Here is a 21,777-nt window from a genome sequence, read left to right as displayed (position 1 = left end):
CTGAACACTCATAAGAGTATCCAGTCCAATTCTCATCTTGAATCATCATCATCTTGCTAAGTATTTAAACTCTTATATGTAAAGGAACAGTTCTATTTCCAAGTACCCCAATCTCTACCGACTTTACCAGACCTAGCATTCCAAGTCTTAACTGGAACCCACTGGTCAGACTTCAAATCGAGCAGCCAAATGTGTCCATCGGCTCTAGCTTGCTCTCTGTAATCCAGTCTTTGACCTGGCTTCATCCAACCAGAAGATGGAGCGCTAAGCTTTGGTGAGCCCTTACGCTTCTTGATAGGTTTGCTTCCATTAATCCAAACACCTCTAACTGTTCTCCACTGAGTGCCATGCCTGTTAGTTTTCCACTTAGAAGAGGTATTCTTTTTCTTTGCTTTCTTTGGTTTGGCAGGTTTCTTCTTGCCTGACTTAATTCTATTAAGCTCTGCCTGAACTCGCTTCTTAAATTCGTACCACTCTTTGTTATAAAGAATGACTGCTGGACACCATTTCCCTGTATTGAATCTATCAGCTTTCTTTTTAGTAGAAGGGTGAGCATTTCTTGCGTAGTTCATATCAGTTATTAGATGACTGTAGCTTACCTCCTCTACCTTAAACTTGTTTTCTTCTGCCATTTTTACAAACTCATCATAATCTATCTTCTTAGTTTTTGTTGTTGTTGTCATAATATGAGACTCCTTTATAATTTAAGTTGTCTCTCCATTTGTTTATAGTCTGCCTCTCACTTCAGACTGTGTTACTTATATAATTATTTACTCAACGCTTTCTTAATTTTCTCTTCATCAATGATGAATTTATCTCCGAATATCTTATCCAGTTTTTCAATAGCTTTCATGAAATCTTCCTTAAACTTCAAGGCTGATTTAGTGCTACTGTCCACATCTTTTCCGAATGCTTTATTGTTGTTGTACTGCTCGTCTTTCAATATTTCATGACTCACATATTTCTTCTTGCTCTTCTCTGCTTTATTCAACCTCTCTTCTGTCCTATCGCTTCTATAGTTGGAAGCCCTAAGAGAAAGAAATCTTTCATATTTATGTATTTGATACTCAACTAGAATTTCTGAGTGGTATTTATGTAGGTAGTCCATAGTTTTTTTCTTAGAAGCCTTAACAACAATAGCCAACTCTTCCCAGAGATTTGAAATAGACACATTGATTTTTGTTCCATATGAGTCAGTGATGACAATCTCTTCAGCTAGGAACTTTCTTAAGTCTCGTTTGTATTTCTTCACATTTTCTAATGTCTCTTCAGAAGGCTTAAAGGTGCGGTAATTTATATCATTTTCTGAAAGGTTGTACTTATCTTTGATTTTTCTTTTAGCATCTACATATTGCTGGTAGGTTTTAGCATCAATGGAAATTACATGAGTATCTTTTCCTTGTGTATTCTTAATAGGCTCATTCAAGTAAGCTTTGTGCCTTATGAAAGTCTCAATGATTTCTTCTTTTTCCATTCTAGCTAGAGAATTCATCATGACTTTTCTCAGGCTCCTTATATCTTCTATGAAAAATCTATAAGAGTGGTCTAGCACACGATAATCCGCTGTCCCCACTGTGCTTTCAAGAAGTTCATTAGTATCTTTTCTCACCGTCTTATTGTATCTAGACTTATAGAGTTTTAACTGTGCTTCATTAATCATTTTGAATTCTGCAAGCCAATTTATAAATGATTTTTGAATCTCTTGTCCGTTTGCCAAATTGTGCTCAAGATGAGCTAGCATCAGTGCATCTAGATGCTTTGTAGAGTGATTATATTTTCCGTTGGTAGCATTCTTTGTATTTCTCTCAGCAACCTGATTTCTAGCTGTACCTAGCTTATATCCTTTTCCTCGCCCTACTTTTACTGTGTCATCCACTGTCTCAAAATATTGCTCTAAGGTAGTTTTAAAAGTTTTAGCGGTGTTACCCGTAAATTCTTTTTTTCTCCCCTTAAAGTAATTCCTTATCTCACCTTCATTCCCGAAGTACCAAAGTGCTTCTGGCTTACTCAATACTTGTCCTTCTAGCTCTATTGCATGTTCTACTTTAGTTTTAATCATATTTAATATCTCCTTTAATTTTAATTGTTGTTAGCCACACTAAGTCAGGTCTATATAAATAATACCCTCTCTAATTATATAGGCTTGAGTTAGTGTGGCTTAATTCTCAACTCCCCCCAACTCACCCTATTAATATATTATTACTATTAGGATGAGTTGTGGGGGGGGTTGGTATTCCTTTAATATTGTCTATAACATGTATCGAATTTTACTTCGTAAAATCCTCTTTCAACTCGTAAGCCTCTGACTCACCTTCGGTTCGTTGCTCAGAGTTTACTCGTTGTCGTGCTTCGCAGGTAAGGCAGAGTGGAAGAGCAACACACGCCTTTTGAGCGATTTGAAAGTGCCACTGCAACTTTCAGCGATACTTGGCGTGTGAAAGAGCGCAAACTGTAAGTTTGTGCGATACTTATTAGCAAATATAAGGGGTAATTTCCAATTGCCCCCCCAAATCAATTCCTAATGTATATATATATAATAGGCTAGACATTGAATAGGGGGGGCAATTCAAAAACAGGAGGAATGATGACAAATGGAACAAGAATTATTGCAAGTTTGTGCGATACTATCTTGTTGACATTCTACTTATCATACTTTATTATTGTAATATAAGATATAATTGCTATATTTATGTATAATTTATAATAGCAACTCTTCTATATTAACATAGTCATCTCCATTTGTCAATAGTTTTCTGAATACTTAGCTTTCTCTTTGATAGCTCTAATCTCTTCTAGTGAGTCACTCATCATCTTCATCTGCTTAATGAGCTCTAAATTGATGTTGTTTGCAATAGCAACTGTTTCATTTGTTTTACTTCTTAATGCTAAATCTCTAGTTTCAACTTGTTCTCTCTTCATTCAAATCATCCTTTTTCTTTAGTGCTCTTGTAGCCCATTTAAACTGGGCTGTGAGAGCCGTTTCTATTTTATGAACAAATACTCTATCTTCTATGTAACGCCTCGTCATCTAAGTGTATGGCTACTCTATAAGATTTTTCATCAATTCTAAATTCTTTTCTTGTCTGTCTACTAGTTTCTTAAAGTACTTCTCGATTCTAACTAAGCTACCATATCCAAATTCTCTATTACCTTTCCTCCAGGAGATTAAAGAGGTGTAAGCAATCCCCATGTCTTTGGCAATCAACTTAAGGTTTGGACGATTGTTAAACTCATACCACTCTTCAAATTGCTTCCTTGCTAAATTGTTTGTTACTGCATCTTCCAAACTACTTCTTGTCGTCATACTAATCTATCCTTTCAAAATGTATAATATTGTTTACATATCTCTCCATTAAAAAACAGCAGTCAAATTAATGACTGCTGCAAAAGGAGTTTGATTAAAAATAATAGAGGAAAATAAAAAGGAGTCTCTTATTATGGAGTAAGCTCTTTTTGGAGCTCAATTATATAGTAGTAGCTGTTTATCCTTTTTTTCGATATAAAGACCCTCTCATATACTAATACCTGGCTAGACCCAGTTTCATTCGATAAATTGATGGTATTTAAGGCTCAAAGTGTAAAAGTAAACTAAGATGTCTACTTTATATATACAGGTTGTCCACTATACCCTCTCATATACTAATAGGTGGCTACACTCATAATTTGTCAGTGGTTTCTAAAACACCTCTCACTATATATGTACATGAAAGTCCTTTTTTTCCAACTGGTTGCGTGGTTTGTATTTTTACATTTTTTTATATTTCCTCTATTTACTCAAGGGTATGCTCTTATCTAACACCTGCTTTACAAATTGTGTCTAAATTGTGAATGAAAATATTTATCGACTCTAGAGGAATAAAAATGAGATTTAATTCTCCATCTTTTTTAAACTTCTTCTGATTAGTACCAGACTAAATACTGGTAAGATTAACATGATTACTAGAAATAGAATTGATAATGACCATTTCTCGAAACTTTGTAAAGTTTGTGTAATTATTTGGGTTAGTATAATCATATGAATTATGTCTATTATGAACCTTATTAACTCCAAGTCCGATTTGTCTCGCTCATGATTATGATTGTCATTAAGATATGACAAGTTTTCATATATAATCTCAAAGAAGTTTTTAAACATCAAAGGAAACAGAGCTAAGATTGTACTAACAATAAATTCATCTACTCTAGTAATGATAATAAATACTAAAATTGCGTATATAATCGAATATAATATAAGGGCTAAAATGGTCTGGTTATACGCTTTGTTCATAACGACCTCCTTTAAAACATTCACAAATAACGATTTGAAACTCTTTAATCTTGCTATACTCACCCTCAATTGAGTATGTATTACATATTCTTCAAGTAGTTTTCTATTTCCTCAATCACTGCTTTTTGAGTTTTATAGACTACGCCATTTTCAATTACTTGATTATCATAGGTTGTTACAGTTAATTTATGACTGTTAGGATTATATTTTTCTACAGTGAAATTTGTACCTTTGTGTTCAAGCGTTACCTTTTTATGATTAACTGAAGGTATAATTTGCATTTTATTTTTTACTCCAAATCTTTCAATGCTCCACATTAATATCTCTCCTAAACTCCTGTATATTTAATTCAATTGTACATTTTCATACTAGGATAATCTATAAGAGTTTCCATAAATAATTAAACCTAGCAACTGTGATAGCTGCTAGGTTATGTGTGTTTTACTTGTTTCTTGTGTTCTTGAAAGATTTCTAGCCTATTATTTTCGAGCCTGTGGGCGTTAGCCGACTTTCCAATTAACCATATTCTATATTATTCTACTTCATAAAAAGCTTGTGCATCTATATAATCATCATATTTGATTATAAATGGCTCACCTTCAGGAACTGGCCTTGCTACTTTACCTGAAGCCGTACCACCTTCGTATAATTCCCCTATCGGAAACTCATCATCTATGACAGCTGTAACAAGAGGGGCTTGTGAGCCGTCTTCGTTAATAATAGAAACATCTTCTCCTAAGGATATAGGAGTATCTGCATCTACAAATTCAACAAGCTCAAAAGTTAAATCAAACACTGCCCATTCGTAACCCTCTTCATCAGGCGCATCATAAGACATTCCATCTGAACTCATCATATCTAGTGCTTCTTGTCCTCTTACAACATTATCAATTGTTACATTGGCAACCCCATTCAATTCTTCTGCTTCATCATCATAAGTTGTAATCTTAACTTCAGCTGTCTCTCCAAGAGCAAGTGGATTTGTTCTAGTGCTATCATTACCAACCTCACCTTCAGAATCTGAAGAATCATCACTTGTTGACTCTTCTTCAGCTGCCATACTTGTGTTATCTAATTGCTCCTGCAAGTCTTCAATTTGAGTTCTCAGCTCTTCATTTTCTGCTTCTAGCTGCTCTACTTTCTCAGCATCGTTATTTTCATTTGTAGAAGCTGATTCTTCTTCTCCTCCACATGCTCCTAGCATCAGTGTTGTAGCTAAACCGCCCATTAGTAGATATTTCTTCATTATTCATTCCCCTTTTCTCTAATCATTTTATATTCAAATAACTTTTCAACACTCTCGAAGTAAGTCTTATCAATAGTCTGCCTACCTGATTTTAGCTTCTTGATGACAGACTCACCGACTCCCGTAGCTTCACTTAGTTCTCGGATAGTAATGCTCTTATCATTCAATAGCTCTTCTACTTCTACACGCATCTGTGATTTCGTCATGACTCAATCATACCTAGTGTTTCTGCAAGATTCAGAAGAGTTTCATGTCTTGTTTTTGCAGTATTGTACGCTACTTTAGCATCCATTAAACTGCCCACTGAGCCATCAATTTTGACTAGCTCCAAAGTTTTTTCGTAATCCATCCTCGCTTGCTCTTTATCTTCTCTCGCATCTTCTAACCTCTTAGCAATCACTTTGTATTCCCTGCTGTTTTTATCCATTCTTCTCACCCTCCACTATTTATGTTCTTTTAAGAACTAAATAAAGTATAACTGTTCTTTTAAGAACTGTCAAGTGTCCCCTGTAAAATATTTGGAATATTGTATATTGTCAGTGTAAACTACTTCGGCATACATTTCTACTGTCCGTAAGCTTCGATACAGAGACATGAGTAAATAGATAGACCAATCCCTCCACTTTGCTCATATGAAGCTCACAGCTTAGTTTACAGCTTAAATAAGCTACATGAATGAGAACTCTTCGCTGATTGCGATGTTCATCGTAGCGTGATATACATATCCAAATTTATTTTCTACGGGAGAACCTATGCCGTTACGGTGTTTTTTTATAGCTGAAATAAGAGCATCAGAGCCTTGTAGCATTAAGTCTAGTAATCTATCCTCATCATACTCTACTCGCCCCTCATACGGCTCTACAGCCTTTTTACATGCACGGTAGATACGGGTAAGAGTTGCTGAGTCGAAGAATTTAATTAGATGCTCTCCAAATTTTCTAGGTATGAATGAAGGGATAACTTCTTTATAGCTCAAGTTATACTCTCGCTGCTTATCTGAACTGTGTAGTACTACTGAATTATTGAACTTGGCTTGAGAAGAGGTAGTTTCTTCTTGCTCAATTCTCTCTAGAAGTCGCTTTCCTGCTGATTTTTCAGAGTCCTCACGAGATGACACATCCGAAGTGACATTAGTAGTTTCTGCATAGTGATTGATGATGTATATAGAAGCTCCGTAACCTCCGCTCAGGGATCTGAATTGATATTTCTTAGTGATGATACCCTTTTCTACTAAAGCCTTGAGGTTGCGTTGTACAGTCCTTTTAGATACATCTAATAAACCAGCTAAAGTTTTGAGTTTCAGATAGCTTGCACCGAGATATTTAACTGAGTACTGAGAGAGGATAGTAAGGAGTTTGTATTGAGTATCGTTGAGTTGATTGTTCTTCACATGCAGTTTGACATGATGATTCATTTCTTCGAGAGATTCAAAATTGATATACTGCTCCAATTTAAATGTGGTCATAATAGTAGTCTCCTTGAGCTACACGACTAACCACTTGATTATTAAGCAATTAAATAGTAAACTTAAACTTGTCTAGGGCTTGTGTTTACTGCTTTTATTAGTGGTGAGCATGAGCTTTTTTATTTTTATATATTAAGTCGATTCAAAGGATTATATTCATTGTTCATTTCTCTGAGCTCTTCGCTCCAAATATTTACATATCTATTTGTCACAGTTATATTTTTATGTCTCATGAATCGCATCACAACAAATGGGTTTGCACCAGCTGTCACGAGTCTATTGCAATAAGTATGTCTAAATGTATGACAGGATACTCTTACATCTTTGAAATTCATCTTCTTACTTAGAGCTTTGAATATAAGATGTATCGCATTAGTAGTAAGCTGTTCGCCATAACGGTTAGGAAACACATACTCTACTTCTTTATCAAAGTATCTCTTTAGGAATAGATAATAGGATGCTAACTCTTTAGCTAACACATCGCTTATCACTACATGCTGAAGCGTTCTATTCTTCCCAAAGACTTTGATACTCTTCTTCTCTAAATCCACATCTGACCATTTTAAGTTGCATGTCTCTGTTCTTCTAAATCCTGTGCCTAACAGGAACACAATCAACATATAATCTCTCGAAGCATATAATCTCTTATCTCTTTGCTTCAGTCTTCTATAATAAGCCAACATCTGCTCTATCTGTTCATCAGTAAATACAGTTACTTTGTCATCATCTATTATTCTTTTGACCTTGGAGGCAGGAGACTTTCTGATATATTCAGATTCAACACAATAATTGAATAGAGACCTGATTCTGAGTAGTCTTGTATTCAATGTGTTTGGCTTATCCCCCAACTTTCTTCTTCTATTTAAGTAGTCTTTAACATGTTCATGTTTAATCTCTTCGAGATTCACTATGTCATTCTCAACACAATAGTCATAGAAAGCGTTCAAGTTGTAATGGATATTCCTAATGTTAGCTGCACTGCTATTGTTATATCTTCTATCATCAATGAAATCTTGTATCGCAAACTTCAACAACATAAAAAAACCACCTCTCATTGTTTAATGAAAAGTGGTTATGGTTTTACTTTATATTTGAATGTTAGACTACATCTCAATTTACCTGTGAAAATTTTATCAATATACACCTCTAAGTACTGATATGAAAGCATTGTAAAGAGGTTGCTGGGCTTCATCGGGTATGTTCCCTCCACCGGCTCTTGATAAGAGATAACTTAACCTATAATATACTAGATGAGAGGTTTCAAATCAAGCCATTCTTGTTTGATATTTATTATGTCACCTCAATTATGAATGTGTTATACTAATTCATGAAAAGCATCATCTATGCATAATCTATAAAACGGGGGCATAAACCATGGTAAACCATTCCGAGTTAATTCAGAATCTCGTGTCGAAGGACGCGGCACACATCCAACTCTCCACTTCCCAACTTGTTGAAAAATCTTTGGAGAGAGGAGAAGGGAAACTGACCAATACGGGTGCTTTGCGTGCAGAAACCGGAAAGTATACCGGCAGAAGTCCTAAGGACCGCTTCATCGTCGAAGATGACACTTCCAGGGACAAGGTTGATTGGGGAGAAGTCAACCAGCCAATTTCCGAAGAGGTCTTCAACAACCTTTTTGCGAAAGTCGTCGACTATCTCGATGACAAGGAAGAACTCTTTATCTTCAACGGGCACGCAGGCGCCGATGAGGCAACCAGCCTTGACCTTAGAGTAATAAATGAATACAGCTGGCACAATATGTTTGCCCGCACCATGTTCATCAGACCGGAAACGAAGGAAGAAGCTCTTAACATCAACCCTGACTTCACCATCGTATCCGCCCCGACATTCAAGGCCGACCCTGAAGTCGATGGTACCAAATCGGAAACGTTCATCATCGTTTCCCTTGAGAAAGGCATCGTCCTCATCGGCGGTACGGAGTATGCCGGTGAAATGAAGAAATCCATCTTCTCCGTCATGAACTATCTGCTTCCAGAACAAGGGATCATGAGCATGCACTGCTCTGCCAACGTCGGTGAGAATAAGGATGTCGCACTGTTCTTCGGTCTCTCGGGCACTGGGAAGACGACCTTGTCTGCAGATGCGCAACGCGAACTGATTGGTGACGATGAGCACGGATGGAATGAAAATGGCGTGTTCAATATCGAAGGTGGCTGCTATGCCAAAACGATCAACCTGTCCGCTGAAAAGGAACCGGAAATCTACCAGGCAATCCGTTTCGGGACAGTTCTGGAAAACGTGGCTGTCGACGAAGAAGGCACGCCTGACTATGACGATAACTCGTTGACTGAAAATACGCGTGCAGCCTACCCGCTCGATTACATCGACAATGCACGCATTCCTTCAGTGGCTGGGCACCCGAATACGATCATTTTCCTGACCGCTGATGCATTCGGCGTGTTGCCTCCCATCTCGAAATTGACCAAATCACAAGCCATGTATCATTTCCTGAGTGGTTTCACTTCCAAGCTTGCAGGGACAGAGCGCGGCGTCACTTCTCCGCAGCCTGTCTTCTCTACATGCTTCGGTTCTCCATTCCTGCCGCTTCATGCGACGACTTACGCGAATATGTTGGGTGATCTCATCGATAAGCACAACGTCGATGTCTACCTCGTAAACACCGGTTGGTCTGGAGGGGAATACGGCGTCGGCAAGCGTATGGACCTCAAATATACGCGCTCCATGGTGAGACGTGCCATCAGCGGGGAACTTGTCCTCAATGATTTCGAGGAAGATTCCGTCTTTGGCCTGAGCATACCCGTTTCAGTGCCAGGTGTGCCGAATGAAATATTGAACCCACGCAATACTTGGGTATCCGAAGAAGCATATGATGAAAAAGCAAAGCAGCTGAAGGAATCATTCATCGAGAACTTCAAAAAGTTCGGTAAAGACTCCGAACATATCGCACAAAAAGGTGGCTTCACAGTGTGATGAAGCTGCTTGTGCCATAATAAAAGCTCAGGTCGCATTGCGATCTGAGCTTTTATTTATAATCTGGGATGCTCAACTGAAAAAGCCATCAGTTCTGCTCAATTCATATATGTAGTGGATGCACGGGTCATCAAGCAAGAAACTCCGCTTTTCTTCAGGCACTGCCTCTATCGAAGGATAGACGACGGGGCCATAAGTCTCCATGTATTCACATTTGAAGAAGAGGTCATCGACGATTCCGAAATAGACCCCTTTTTTGAATGGGCGGGTGCCATGTACAGTGTATGCACCCATATACTTGAGCTCAGAGAGGCTCGCGCCTGTCTCTTCAAACACTTCCCGCTGCAATGCTTCCCGGAGCGTCTCGCCCTCTTCTAGCTTGCCGCCGGGGAATTCGATGCCACGGACCTTATGTTCTGTGAACAGATATTTTCCATCCATCTTGCAGATTGCCAGCACATGGTCTGCATCCTCTGCACTTTTTGGGTCAAAAGTGACTTTGCGCTCTTGATGATCTATAAATTCCGGCATTGCATCCTCTCCAAATCGATTTGAGTCTTAAATTTGATTAAATCCAGTGTACCTTATATTATGGAAGTTATAAATAAAAGAGCGGTGATCCCTAATGAAATCAATCCTTCTATCCATGATTCGTTTTTACCAGAAGGCCATCTCCCCGATGTTTCCACCAAGTTGCAGATTCTATCCGACCTGTTCGAACTACAGCATCGATGCTGTGCAGGAACACGGTGCTTTAAAAGGCGGGTATCTGGCTGTCAGGCGGATACTTAAATGCCATCCATTCCATGAAGGCGGTTTTGATCCGGTGCCTGTAAAAAATAAGAAAAATGACAAGTCGGCATGACCTTGACACCCTACCTATGAGGCAGGATTTCAGGCCATGCCTTTTTATTGCTTGCGGGTTTCACTTCGATCGTAAAATCGCTGGTTTTGTCCTCTCGAAACTTTGCCCGTCGAGGTCATTATAATATTTTCAACCACTTTTATTTCTTTCGGTAACTTGTAGCGGGCTAATCTTGCCCTGAGGTGATGCATCAGATTGCTCTTTTGTATCCTCTCACCTGACGCCGCCTCTACGAGCAGAACGGGCACTTCGCCCCATTCATCATCCTGACGTTTCACTACGGCGGAGTTCGCAACTTTTTCATATGCGTTTGCGGAGTCCTCTATTTCTTTCGGATAGATGTTCTCCCCACCGCTGATGATCAGATCTTTACGCCGATCAAGGATATAGAGGTAGCCTTCTTCATCCAAATACCCCATATCACCTGTCCTGAAGAACGCTTCAGTGATTTCGATATCTGCGTTCAGATAATGTTCTATGACAGGCCCGCCCTTGACCAGTATTTCTCCATCATTGGCGTGGTCGATTGTCACTTCCACATTATCCAACGCCCGCCCTACAGTGCCTTCTAGGATTTTCGGGTCATCAGGTCCAATCGAGACGATTTGAGAACATGTCTCGGTCATGCCAAAAGAGTTGTAGACCGGCAGCCCTTTTGATAATGCCTCTTTCAGTACTTCCCTGGTCACGCCTGCGCCACCGAGCAGCATGCCTTCAAGCTTGTGGTCAGGGATAGGATGTGCCATCAATCTCTTAAGCATTATCGGAACCATGCTCGTGTGTGTTACGCCATATTCGACAACCTTCTGCCAGATGCGTACTTCGTCAAACTTGCCGACCAGCACCATTGGACAGCCGGCGATGACAGATCGCATCAGAATTGAAAAACCCGATATATGATAGATCGGATTGACGTTCATCCAAATGCTCTCATGCCCATAGCCGAACCGCTGCTCACACCCCTTGGCAGAAGTGAAATGGTTCCTGTAGCTTTGGGGTACAGCTTTCGCCCGGCCTGTGGTGCCCGAGGTGAACATGATGGATAATGTCGTTCCACCGGTTGGGGCCTCGACCCTGTAACTGAGTGGCTCCAGTTCATATAAATCAGTGAGATCATATAGACGGTACCCTTCCAACTCCAAAGGCTTTGTTTTTATGACCGTGTCCACGTCAATGTCGTCAAGCTGAACTGTAATTTCGCGTGCTGTCAGCCGAGTATTGATCAGGACGATTTCGATCCCTGCAAGCATCGAAGCATGCACCAGAACGACCGCTTCCAGTGTGTTACCGATATAAAGCCCCACTCGATTACGATCGAGCCCTTTCAGGTGTCTGCTCAGTTCTAAAGCCTCTTTGTAGAGATTTTTGAAGCTTAAATGCTGATCTTCGTAGACTACTGCAGTCTTGTCAGGTTGCTGCTCTGCTTGTACTTTCAGCCATTCATACATAAACGTCTCACCTCTCAAAAGAAAGCCCATCATATGATGGGCTTCACGATTCTTATGGGAACCTCGGGAATTGTCCGAAATCAGGTTTTCTTTTCTCTTTGAATGCTTCGCGTCCTTCTTTTGCTTCATCAGTAGTGTAATAAAGTAACGTCGCATCCCCAGCCATCTGTTGAATGCCTGCCAGACCGTCTGTGTCAGCATTCATTCCAGCTTTCAGCAGGCGCAGTGCCGTTGGAGAGTGCTCGAGCATTTCCTGACACCACTGCACTGTTTCATCTTCCAGCTGTTCAAGCGGTACTACAGTATTGACGAGTCCCATGTCGAGGGCTTCCTGGGCATCGTACTGACGGCACAAGTACCAGATTTCTCTCGCTTTCTTATGGCCGACGATGCGTGCAAGGTAACCGGAACCGTAACCTGCATCAAATGAACCGACTTTCGGTCCAGTCTGGCCAAAGCGTGCATTATCTGCTGCGATTGTCAGGTCGCACACCACGTGCAGAACATGTCCGCCACCGATTGCGTAGCCTGAAACCATCGCTACTACCGGCTTCGGAATGACCCGGATAAGCCGCTGCAGATCGAGTACGTTGAGTCTTGGAACGTTATCTTCTCCTACATAACCGCCATGTCCGCGTACTTTCTGGTCGCCGCCTGAGCAGAATGCCATATCGCCTTCCCCTGCCAGCACGATGACGCCGACTTTTTCGTCGTCCCGCGCTCTAGTGAATGCATCAATCATTTCATTTACTGTCAGTGGTGTAAAAGCATTGCGTACTTCAGGACGATTGATTGTCACTTTAGCGATGCCATTATAATATTCATATTTAATTTCTTCATATTCGCGAATCGTTTGCCATTCTCTTGCCATCATTCATTCCTCCTGATAAATAGTCTAATAGTAGTATACCAAACTTCGGGCCTGCTTCCATATGAATATTATGCCCCGCCCCCTCTATGATCTCCAGTCGGGCGTCAGGCATATGCAGAGCCATGCGGGTATTGATGTCGATGAATTTCTGGTCTTCACTGCCCACCGCCAAGAGAATCGGCATGTGGAGCTGGGATAATTTTGTCCAATAGGAAGGTTGCGCGCCGGTGCCATATTTCAACAGGCTGTCAGCCACTTCCTCCGGGTTTTGGGCCAACCGGTTTTCACGCTGTCTGGCTTGCTCATCACGAGTCATTGCTGCTTGAGTCGAAAAGAGCGGCAGCGTTTCCCATTGTGAGATAAAGGCAGGATAATCACGGATTATTTCATCTGCACGGGTTCGATCCACCTGTCGGCGCATAGCCCGGTCTTCCTTGGAAGCTATGCCTGGTGAACTGCTTTCCAATATCAGTCGCTTCACATAACCCGGGTGGTTGATTGCGAATGACAGCGCCACACGCCCACCCATCGAATAGCCGTAGACATCCGCCCGGGTAATTGTAAGTGACTCAAGCATCGCAGCCAAAGCATCTGCGATTGTTTCTATACCGTAGTCTTGCCCCGTGCTCTTTGATTGTCCGAAACCTGGCAAGTCTACAGTGATGACGTTGCGGATGCCATCGAGCTCGGCCGCTGTTGTTGCCATGCTCGACTTATCCGATAGGAAACCGTGCAGGATCACTATAGTTTCTGTTTTACCATTATCTTCAAAATGATAATTAAGTTCCATAAGATTGGATCATCTCCCGCACCTTGAACCGCAGTTGTTGATGGCTCTCCACGTTAGCATCTCTATCCGTCCTGATTTCCATGATATTCCGGCCAGCTGCTGACATATCATCTTTAGTGATTGCATCTGCTGTCTCCACCAATCGGTAGTTAAAACCGTACATGGCAGCAGCATGTGAGAAATCGATGTCGATCGGCGTACCGAAGAGTCGTTCATAGTGGGTGGCTTCCTGCTTTTGGGGCAAGAAGCCGAAGATGCCTCCACCGTTATTGTTGAAGACGATGATGTTGATGTCGATTGATTCAAGTTTTGATATGAGCAATCCGTTCATATCATGGTAAAGGGCGATATCGCCGATGATTAGAGTGACCGGTGTCTTTGTAGCCACACCTAAAGCAGTCGAGACGACTCCATCTATGCCGTTGGCACCCCTGTTGGACAAGATCTTGTGGCGGTTGCCTACATCATACCGTTCAACATCCCGTATCGGCATGCTGCTTGAAACGAAGAGTGTGCGGGCCTCCGGCAATTGTTCAAGTATCTCGTACATGAATCTGCCTTCATCCTTATAATCCGGCACCTGTGCTTTGATGTAATCGCGTATTGCAGCATCGATTCCGGCGAACCATTTCTGGACGGTGGGGTTCCCCCCTTCAAAATCCATAGACCGGAGTATGTGTCCGATCGAACCGACAAACACCTTTTCCGGCGCTTTCGGATAAGTCTTCAGCTGTTGGTGCTCACTGATCAGATATTGCGGGATGGATGTCTCGGACAAGAAGGTGTTGAGGGCTTTTGAAGTGAATGGATCGCCGATTCTGATAATGAAGTCGACTTCGTTATCAAGCCACGCCTTCTGCGCTTCAGAAAGGCTGCCGAACAGAAGATCATGGTGTGTGACTGTCGCCGCCTTCATTCTTATATGTTGCCTCGGATCAGTGATGACCGTCAGCCCCTTATTCTCCATCAACGGTACAAGATCCTCGAGCGCTTCGATGGTCTCCCCTATGAAGACGATGCCACTTCCTTTGAACGCGAAGCTGGGCACTGCTTCTGTAATCTGGGCAAAAGGCTCCAACCTACTCCTGAAAAAGAGGCCTGTTCGCGTCAAATCAGGCATCAATGGCTCGCGGATGGGCACATTGATATGAACAGGCCCCCGATTGGCACCATAAAAGTATTGGGCCCCTTGGAGCACTTTGGCTTCCAATAAGTTCTGACTGCTCAAATGCCCATCAGCAATCGGCAACTCCGTATAATATTTCGTATAGTTGCGATACATATCTTCCTGATTGATTGACTGCGGTGCTCCGACATCCCTCAGCTCATGTGGCCGATCTGCCGTCAAGGCAATGAGCGGCACATGGCTGAGGCCCGCTTCTGCAATCGCCGGTGTATAGTTCGCAGCCGCTGTACCCGACGTACAGATCAAGGCCACAGGTTCACTTGAATATTTGGCGATTCCAAGCGCAAAAAAAGCTGCGCTCCGTTCATCCGGGTGGACATGCGTCTTCACGCCCGGATGCATTTCTGCTGCGATGGCAAGTGGTGTCGAGCGCGAGCCTGGACTGATGACGCATTCGCTGACGCCATGGGCATACAGCAGGTCAATCAGAGTAAAGACTTGATATGTCATATTGTCTTTATGATCTTTAGCCATCACTCCGGTTCCACCCCCAACACATTCAGCATCGGGGTGAATTTAACCCGGGTCTCCTCATGCTCCTTCTCACTCGAAGACCCTCTGACTATGCCACAGCCTGCAAAAAGGGTGGCGCTCTTCGAATTAAGGAGCATCGATCTTATGGAAACGACAAATTCGCTGTCGTCATTTTCATGGATCATACCAAGTGGTGCCGCATATAACCCCCGCGTACCGTATTCATTTTCCATGATGTAATCCCGCGCCTTATCTTTTGGCATCCCTCCAACAGCAGGAGTCGGATGAATTGCATCAAGCAGTGCAAATAAACTCGCATCTTCAGCGAGTTTTGCACTGATCGGTGTATAGAGGTGATAGATGTATCTATTTGACAGGATGTCCGGCCCTTCAGCAAATTCGATATCCTCTGTATATGGCTGCAGATTCTGAACAATCGATTCCCGGACCAGTTCATGCTCGTAACGGTTCTTCTCATCATTCAGAAGGAACGCCTTCTGCTGTTCATCAGTCGCTTCTACACCCGTACGCTCTGCCGAACCGGCAATCGCATTAGTACGGAGCACGCCATCCTTGATGTCAAAAAGCTTCTCCGGGGATTTGGAGATGAAAATCGACTGGCCCTTTTCGTAATATATCGTATAAGTGCCCGATTCATCATTCAACCTATCCAAGAGGTAAAGTGGATCAGCCTGCGCCTTGAATGTCAGCAACCTCTGCCTGGCGAGTACAATTTTCCTGAAGTCCGTGTCGTCCAGGACCCCGAGCGCCTCATCCACTAACGCTTTCCACTCCTCCGGGAAGATATCTTTCATCATATGGACTTCGGGCGCCTGAGCTGGTTCTGGAGTGATGGCTCCAATCTCCTTCAGCTTGTCGCTGATATCTATAAGGATCTCATCAAGATCCGCTTCGTCTGTCCTTACCGTATAGAACAACTCACTATTCGCCAAGTCAAACTGCCACTTCGGCAGATGGAATTCCACCATGCCGAAATCGTTCCATTCGTCCGTCGTGTCCTTATCATCAAAGCGTGTACCTCCGAACAGACCTAAAGAAGAAGCCATCCCATCCTTCACAGCCACTTGCTGGATTTTTTCAAATAGAGATGTCTTCTGCTCCTCAAGGACTTCCGCCGAATACTTATCCCGCTTTATGCTTTCCTGGAATTCGATGCCTATGGAATCATAGCGGCCATCTTTCGAACGGAACCAGTATCTGGACCCTTGTGCATCATGGAAATGCGAAAATATCTTCCGCTCATTTAAATCAAATCCGTCAATTGGCATTTGCAGACTCAAGTACTTTTTATCAGTATCAAGTTTGAGGTCATCCAGAATACGCTGGTAAGCTTCCAAATTCATTGCTACACACTTCTTTCTGCATAATTAATACCATTTTATCATTTATTTATTTCCCTGTGTATGATAACAGGTTAATTGTGATAAAATTGTTATCATCATAGATACAAAGGAAGATAAAAAATGCAGGGAACAGATACACATACCGGGATGAAGAAATATATAAGCCTGACGCGCCCACATACGCTGACGGCCGGCTTCATTCCCGTGCTTGTAGGTACTGCAAGCGTATTGCTATTCTCGTCGATCAGATGGGATATGTTTTTCGCCATGCTGATTGCAACACTCCTCATACAGTCTGCAACCAATATGTTCAACGAGTACTTCGACTTCAAGAAAGGTCTGGACAGTGAAGATTCGGTGGGCATTGCAGGTGCCATCGTCAGGAACGGCATGTCCCCGCGCATCGTCATGACCATTGCAGTCGTATTTTATGCCCTCGCTGCAGTGATCGGCATATACATCACCGTCAACAGCTCGGTATGGGTGCTCATAGCCGGCATCATATCGATGGCCGTCGGCTACCTTTACACCGGCGGCCCGTTCCCCATATCATGGACACCGTTCGGTGAAGTGTTTGCGGGATTCTTTATGGGTACCGTCATCATCATGATCACCTTCTACATCCATACGGGCATATTGCACATCTTCCCGTTCCTCATCTCGATACCGGTAGCCATCACAATCGGACTTCTGAACATGGCGAACAACATAAGGGATCGCAAAAAGGATAAGGAAAGTGGCCGTAAGACCTTCGTCATATTGGTTGGCAAACCGTTGGCCGTCATGACTACCGGAGCGCTGTTGGTATTCGCCTACCTGTTCATCGCATGGATAGCGCTATTCAAGCCTTACGGCTCCCTGTTCATGCTGCTCACCTTCCTCTCCATACCTCAGTTCATCAAGACCGTGAAGTTGATGTGGCAGGGAGACACGCCGCAGGAATTGATTCCGGCGATGGCTGCCATGGGCAAATTGAATTCGATCTTCGGCATCTTATTGACATTGGGCCTTGTCCTCTATGGATTCACGGGCATCTAAAAACTCCGGCTTAAATTAGACTAACCTAATTATTTGAGACAATATAAAACACCTTCGAAATGGTACAATGTTCATCAAGTACTGAATCGGAGGTGTTTTTGCATGGGCAAAAACGTATATTCAAGTGAGACCAAGTGGGCAGTGGTCAAAGCGAAAATGGCGGGTGAATTGACTACAAATGAAATTATGGAGAAATACGGCATCAAGAATAAATCTCAAATTTCCACATGGGTCAGATGGTATAAGCAAGGGGAACTTTATCGATTTGATCAACCGATTGGAAAGCAGTATACCTATGGACATGGTCCTGAAGAGCGCTCAGCTGATGAACGAAAAGATCGTCAGATTGAACATTTGAAGATGGAGAACGATATTTTAAAAAAGTATATGGCGATCGAAAAGGAGTTGAAAAAGAAATAGTTCTGACACTTGTTGAAAGAATGCAGACCAAATACACGATTACTGCCATTTTAAGTGCATTGCTTGTGCCGCGTTCAACCTACTACCGATGGCGATCGGAAGCCACTGATTCATCGTTGACCGATGTCGAGCGGACAATCATTGATATATGTGAGTCGACGAAGTATCGATACGGCCATCGCAAGGTGAGAGCGTTGTTGCAGCGAGACTACAATATCAAAAGGAATCGGAACACTGTGCAGCGCATCATGCAGAAATATCATCTACAATGCCGGATTAAGCCGAAAAAGAAATGGCAGTCACAAGGGGAAACCATTATTATCGCACCCGATCGAATCAAGCGTGACTTTCAGGCTGCCGCGCCCAACCAAAAATGGGTCACGGACATTACTTACATCCAATACGGGCGCACTGTGCAGTACCTGTCAACGATTATAGATCTTTACAACAATGAGATTGTCGCAGCCAAATTGTATAATCATCAGCAGACGCCATTAGTGCTGGATACACTGAAAGAAGCTTTGGAGAAACGGGCACATCCTAAAGGCGTGATCATTCATTCGGACCAAGGGAGTGTGTATACATCATATGCCTATCAGTCATATGTAATGGAAAATAATCTGGTGAGCAGCATGTCCAGAACGCGGGAACTGTTGGGATAATGCGGTCATCGAATCGTTCCATTCTAACCTGAAGTCTGAAGCGTTTATATACACCAGATTCAATTCACTCAGTAATGTTGAGACGATTTCACGTGTGAATCAATACTTAAAGTACTATAACGAAGAAAGAATACAAGAAAAATTAGGCTACCTTCCTCCAATTCATTTTGGAGGAAGGTAGCCTAATGAAGGTGTTTTATATGTGTCTCATACTGCTAGGTCAGTCTAAATGCCGGAGTTTTTATTTTATCGATACATTTCCATCTTTAGAGATGTACTTTTAGAATTCTCGATATATGCGGATACATTCATTTGCACATTTATTTATTTCAATTTCCGAAATATTATTGATTATTCTGTATAGTGTACTATAATTAATCTGTATCTAACTAATAGGGGGAAATGAAATGAGTCTAAGAAAGTACCTGCTTACGGGCGGCCTTTCTGCTGTACTGCTCCTTGGAGCCTGCAGCGATGATGGCAGTTCTGACGAGGGGCAAGCAGAAGACGAAGCAACGGGGAAGAATCAAGCGGAGAGGCTTCTGATGAATCAAATGAAAACGGATCATCTGAAGAGGGCACAGTTTCATATTCCGGAGAATATGGGACTATACCTTCAATGAATTCAGCCAATCCACCATCGAACCAGAAGAGAGCGAAGAAGAGTCGACTGAAGAAGGTGCCGAAGAACCCCAACCTTCAGAAGTTGTAGTCATAGAATTCGAATTCACGAATAACTCCGAAGTACCGACTGCGCCACAAGAAGCGTTTGGTCTGGATCTTGCTGTAAGGCAAGTGGCGGAAGGCAGTGAATCGACACTTGAAAACATGACCACAAGCCTTCCGGAAGATTTCGAAATGAGTGAAGAGGCAACAGCCGCCACCGAAACAGTCGAACCCGGAGAGAGTGCTACAGCCGTACTGGCTTATGGACCGGTCGACCCGGAACTTGAAACAGTTCTTCAAAGCCGTGAGAATCCGATGGCAGATGAGCAGTCGGAACCACTTGACCATAAGATAGAACTTGAAAAATCCGAATGATAAGTAAAATAACATAAAATGCCTAAGACATTTAACCCGGCCCCCAGAATCTACAATTTTGGGGGCCGGTGATTTATCCATTCTTACTAAAGGAGTCCGTAATGATTATAACTACAGGCGGCAGAGCAGATGAAGAGACCGTTTTGTACGCATATTCCCTTGCCGATAAATATAATGCCCTCTACGTTGACCGTTCGAAAAGATCGATTGAAACTCTGAAGAGGCATTACAATCAGGATGTTGTGGTCGCCAGTAGGAGCGGAACCATCATCCATCCATTTTCTCAGAATGAGCCGATTCATTTCCATCCCAATATGGCAATGGTAAGGGCCAAGAGAATACTCGGAGGAAAATCCGATCCCTTCATTGAAACAGCTGGCCTGCAATCTGGCATGCATGTACTCGACTGTACAATGGGACTCGCTTCCGACAGTTTGATTGCCAGCCTTGCTGTAGGTGATGGTGGTCGGGTCACCGCGCTTGAAAGCAACCCCCTCCTCCACTTGGCTGTATCAGAAGGCCTCAAACGGTTTCACACGCAACACGCAGAAATCAGAAAAGCGATGACGCGAATAGAAGCACTGCACACCCCACACCATGAGTTTCTGCAGATGCAGAAAGATAATTCTTTTGACATCATCTATTTCGATCCGATGTTCACCGAAACCGTCGAAACTTCAGATGCAATGCAGATCATTCACGCACAGACAGATAAATCAGATTTATCACTTGATACCATCACTGAAGCCAGACGCGTGGCCAGAGAACGCATCGTCATGAAAGACCATTGGCAGAGCAGCCGGTTTCATGACTTGGGTTTTGTTCAAGAAAGAAGGCCTTCGAGCCTTTTCCATTATGGCTATATCAATATAGATCTTAGCAAATGATATATCTTATGTATGCGTTTCATCATGCATCATGGAGGGAAGAATGGAACGTATTAAATTATTTGTCAGGAGGAGATTTCCAATGGAAAAGCAATACCAGCATCTGCTTGAAACGCTGCATCAATGCATGACCGAGTGCAATCGCTGCTTCGATGCCTGCCTTAAGGAAGACGATGTCAAAATGATGGCGGAATGCATACGACTCGACAGGGAATGCGCCGACATGTGTGGCTACCTGGAACAGGCCATCTCCAGAAACTCTCCATTCATCAAGGAACTTGCTGGAGTATGCGCCGCAATATGTGATGCGTGTGGCGAAGAATGCGGAAAACATGATCATGAACATTGCCAAAGATGTGCAAAAGCATGTGCTGAATGTGCAGAAGCCTGCAGAGCAGTCGCATAATCCGGACCTCCGTCCAATGAGCCTCATCATTCGGGATGGGGCTTATTTCATTGTTTATCATCCTGGATCCTGCAGTTTGATGCAAAAATATTTTGTAGCCCGGTGGGAGGCGTGTCCCGCTGGAAAAATATATCGCGAGAAGCTGGCATTGTTATTGGTATCCGTCCCCTTCTTTTTGATCCCCTGCATTTCCCCACCTTCATCAGATCTGTTGGAAGACCCTTCACCCAGACAGAATCTATCCGACACTTCAAATAATGTTTCTCTTTCCCTTGATAAAACTACATATGACCTACCCATGCAGACAATGGCGTTTCACATCCATAATGCTGGTGATGCCGTGTATACGCATGGTGAGTTCTTCTATATAGAAAAGCAATTCGACTGATTGG

General features: G+C 42.6%; 27 protein-coding genes. 11 read left to right on the top strand and 16 right to left on the bottom strand.

Annotated elements, in window-relative coordinates; all coding sequences use genetic code 11:
* Nucleotides 1-92: 92 nt before the first annotated feature.
* The 10 genes from ACYF68_RS06385 to ACYF68_RS06340 form a co-directional block, all read right to left on the bottom strand.
* Nucleotides 93-683, bottom strand: a complete 591-nt coding sequence (locus tag ACYF68_RS06385) for an SH3 domain-containing protein (protein ID WP_461045862.1) — start codon at nt 681-683, stop codon at nt 93-95.
* 83 nt (nt 684-766) lie between these two features.
* Nucleotides 767-2,059: a hypothetical protein gene (locus ACYF68_RS06380; protein WP_461045860.1), complete on the bottom strand. Its 1,293-nt coding sequence runs from the start codon at nt 2,057-2,059 to the stop codon at nt 767-769.
* A gap of 683 nt (nt 2,060-2,742) precedes the next feature.
* The gene (locus ACYF68_RS06375) at nt 2,743-2,919 is read right to left on the bottom strand and encodes a hypothetical protein (RefSeq protein WP_461045858.1); all 177 of its coding nucleotides are present in this window, start codon (nt 2,917-2,919) and stop codon (nt 2,743-2,745) included.
* Nucleotides 2,920-3,040: 121 nt separating this feature from the next.
* Nucleotides 3,041-3,304 (bottom strand): hypothetical protein, encoded by a 264-nt coding sequence (locus ACYF68_RS06370; protein WP_461045856.1) that lies wholly within the window; start codon nt 3,302-3,304, stop codon nt 3,041-3,043.
* A 1,043-nt stretch (nt 3,305-4,347) separates the two neighbouring features.
* On the bottom strand, nt 4,348-4,584 hold the full coding sequence (locus ACYF68_RS06365) for a hypothetical protein (protein WP_461045854.1): 237 nt from the start codon (nt 4,582-4,584) through the stop codon (nt 4,348-4,350).
* A 215-nt stretch (nt 4,585-4,799) separates the two neighbouring features.
* Nucleotides 4,800-5,513, bottom strand: a complete 714-nt coding sequence (locus tag ACYF68_RS06360; protein ID WP_461045852.1) for a bZIP transcription factor — start codon at nt 5,511-5,513, stop codon at nt 4,800-4,802.
* Nucleotides 5,513-5,719, bottom strand: coding sequence for a helix-turn-helix domain-containing protein (locus ACYF68_RS06355; protein WP_461045850.1), 207 nt, complete (start codon nt 5,717-5,719; stop codon nt 5,513-5,515). Before ACYF68_RS06355 ends, ACYF68_RS06360 begins: the two co-directional genes overlap by 1 nt.
* Entirely contained in the window at nt 5,716-5,940 is a 225-nt protein-coding gene (locus ACYF68_RS06350) for a hypothetical protein (RefSeq protein WP_461045848.1), read from the bottom strand. The genes ACYF68_RS06355 and ACYF68_RS06350 overlap by 4 nt, the downstream gene beginning before the upstream one ends.
* Nucleotides 5,941-6,180: 240 nt before the next feature.
* A complete protein-coding gene (locus tag ACYF68_RS06345; protein WP_461045846.1) occupies nt 6,181-6,978 on the bottom strand; it encodes a helix-turn-helix domain-containing protein in 798 nt (265 codons plus the stop codon).
* A gap of 125 nt (nt 6,979-7,103) precedes the next feature.
* Complete coding sequence (locus tag ACYF68_RS06340) at nt 7,104-8,015, bottom strand: tyrosine-type recombinase/integrase (RefSeq protein ID WP_461045844.1); 912 nt, start codon at nt 8,013-8,015, stop codon at nt 7,104-7,106.
* A gap of 337 nt (nt 8,016-8,352) precedes the next feature.
* Here ACYF68_RS06340 and pckA point away from each other — a divergent pair, with 337 nt between their 5' ends.
* Nucleotides 8,353-9,933, top strand: a complete 1,581-nt coding sequence (gene pckA / locus ACYF68_RS06335) for a phosphoenolpyruvate carboxykinase (ATP) (protein ID WP_461045842.1) — start codon at nt 8,353-8,355, stop codon at nt 9,931-9,933.
* A 72-nt stretch (nt 9,934-10,005) separates the two neighbouring features.
* On the opposite strand, the gene ACYF68_RS06330 is transcribed toward pckA, so the two are convergent.
* Nucleotides 10,006-10,464: an NUDIX domain-containing protein gene (locus tag ACYF68_RS06330; protein ID WP_461045840.1), complete on the bottom strand. Its 459-nt coding sequence runs from the start codon at nt 10,462-10,464 to the stop codon at nt 10,006-10,008.
* Between the two features lie 94 nt (nt 10,465-10,558).
* Between ACYF68_RS06330 and yidD the strand changes: the two genes are divergently transcribed.
* Entirely contained in the window at nt 10,559-10,798 is a 240-nt protein-coding gene (yidD, locus tag ACYF68_RS06325) for a membrane protein insertion efficiency factor YidD (protein ID WP_461045838.1), read from the top strand.
* A 44-nt stretch (nt 10,799-10,842) separates the two neighbouring features.
* On the opposite strand, the gene menE is transcribed toward yidD, so the two are convergent.
* The 5 genes from menE to ACYF68_RS06300 are packed head-to-tail and all read right to left on the bottom strand — an operon-like array spanning nt 10,843 to nt 16,931.
* The gene (gene menE / locus ACYF68_RS06320; RefSeq protein WP_461045837.1) at nt 10,843-12,246 is read right to left on the bottom strand and encodes an o-succinylbenzoate--CoA ligase; all 1,404 of its coding nucleotides are present in this window, start codon (nt 12,244-12,246) and stop codon (nt 10,843-10,845) included.
* Nucleotides 12,247-12,298: 52 nt separating this feature from the next.
* Entirely contained in the window at nt 12,299-13,120 is an 822-nt protein-coding gene (menB, locus tag ACYF68_RS06315; RefSeq protein ID WP_461045835.1) for a 1,4-dihydroxy-2-naphthoyl-CoA synthase, read from the bottom strand.
* Nucleotides 13,083-13,907 carry a 2-succinyl-6-hydroxy-2,4-cyclohexadiene-1-carboxylate synthase gene (gene menH, locus ACYF68_RS06310; RefSeq protein WP_461045833.1) on the bottom strand — a complete coding sequence of 275 codons (825 nt, stop codon included), beginning with the start codon at nt 13,905-13,907 and terminating at the stop codon, nt 13,083-13,085. The genes menB and menH overlap by 38 nt, the downstream gene beginning before the upstream one ends.
* Nucleotides 13,897-15,567, bottom strand: coding sequence for a 2-succinyl-5-enolpyruvyl-6-hydroxy-3-cyclohexene-1-carboxylic-acid synthase (menD, locus tag ACYF68_RS06305; protein ID WP_461047512.1), 1,671 nt, complete (start codon nt 15,565-15,567; stop codon nt 13,897-13,899). Before menD ends, menH begins: the two co-directional genes overlap by 11 nt.
* A complete protein-coding gene (locus tag ACYF68_RS06300; protein ID WP_461045831.1) occupies nt 15,567-16,931 on the bottom strand; it encodes an isochorismate synthase in 1,365 nt (454 codons plus the stop codon). The genes menD and ACYF68_RS06300 overlap by 1 nt, the downstream gene beginning before the upstream one ends.
* A gap of 120 nt (nt 16,932-17,051) precedes the next feature.
* Here ACYF68_RS06300 and ACYF68_RS06295 point away from each other — a divergent pair, with 120 nt between their 5' ends.
* The 9 genes from ACYF68_RS06295 (at nt 17,052) to ACYF68_RS06255 (ending at nt 21,773) form a co-directional block, all read left to right on the top strand.
* Nucleotides 17,052-17,969, top strand: a complete 918-nt coding sequence (locus ACYF68_RS06295; protein ID WP_461045829.1) for a 1,4-dihydroxy-2-naphthoate polyprenyltransferase — start codon at nt 17,052-17,054, stop codon at nt 17,967-17,969.
* Nucleotides 17,970-18,071: 102 nt separating this feature from the next.
* Nucleotides 18,072-18,389, top strand: coding sequence for a helix-turn-helix domain-containing protein (locus tag ACYF68_RS06290; protein WP_344703118.1), 318 nt, complete (start codon nt 18,072-18,074; stop codon nt 18,387-18,389).
* On the top strand, nt 18,386-19,051 hold the full coding sequence (locus tag ACYF68_RS06285) for an IS3 family transposase (RefSeq protein WP_461047465.1): 666 nt from the start codon (nt 18,386-18,388) through the stop codon (nt 19,049-19,051). The genes ACYF68_RS06290 and ACYF68_RS06285 overlap by 4 nt, the downstream gene beginning before the upstream one ends.
* Nucleotides 19,052-19,058: 7 nt before the next feature.
* Complete coding sequence (locus ACYF68_RS06280; RefSeq protein WP_461047445.1) at nt 19,059-19,232, top strand: IS3 family transposase; 174 nt, start codon at nt 19,059-19,061, stop codon at nt 19,230-19,232.
* A 226-nt stretch (nt 19,233-19,458) separates the two neighbouring features.
* The gene (locus ACYF68_RS06275) at nt 19,459-19,674 is read left to right on the top strand and encodes a hypothetical protein (RefSeq protein WP_461045827.1); all 216 of its coding nucleotides are present in this window, start codon (nt 19,459-19,461) and stop codon (nt 19,672-19,674) included.
* A 172-nt stretch (nt 19,675-19,846) separates the two neighbouring features.
* Nucleotides 19,847-20,092 carry a hypothetical protein gene (locus tag ACYF68_RS06270; RefSeq protein ID WP_461045825.1) on the top strand — a complete coding sequence of 82 codons (246 nt, stop codon included), beginning with the start codon at nt 19,847-19,849 and terminating at the stop codon, nt 20,090-20,092.
* Nucleotides 20,093-20,193: 101 nt separating this feature from the next.
* Entirely contained in the window at nt 20,194-20,979 is a 786-nt protein-coding gene (locus tag ACYF68_RS06265; protein ID WP_461045823.1) for a class I SAM-dependent methyltransferase, read from the top strand.
* A gap of 82 nt (nt 20,980-21,061) precedes the next feature.
* The gene (locus ACYF68_RS06260; RefSeq protein ID WP_461045821.1) at nt 21,062-21,385 is read left to right on the top strand and encodes a four-helix bundle copper-binding protein; all 324 of its coding nucleotides are present in this window, start codon (nt 21,062-21,064) and stop codon (nt 21,383-21,385) included.
* Nucleotides 21,318-21,773, top strand: a complete 456-nt coding sequence (locus ACYF68_RS06255; RefSeq protein WP_461045819.1) for a hypothetical protein — start codon at nt 21,318-21,320, stop codon at nt 21,771-21,773. Before ACYF68_RS06260 ends, ACYF68_RS06255 begins: the two co-directional genes overlap by 68 nt.
* Nucleotides 21,774-21,777 lie beyond the last annotated feature (4 nt).

The organism is Salinicoccus sp. CNSTN-B1 (assembly GCF_054792835.1).
Note: the sequence above shows the minus strand (reverse complement) of the source record. Positions and strands in the feature narration are given on the sequence as shown.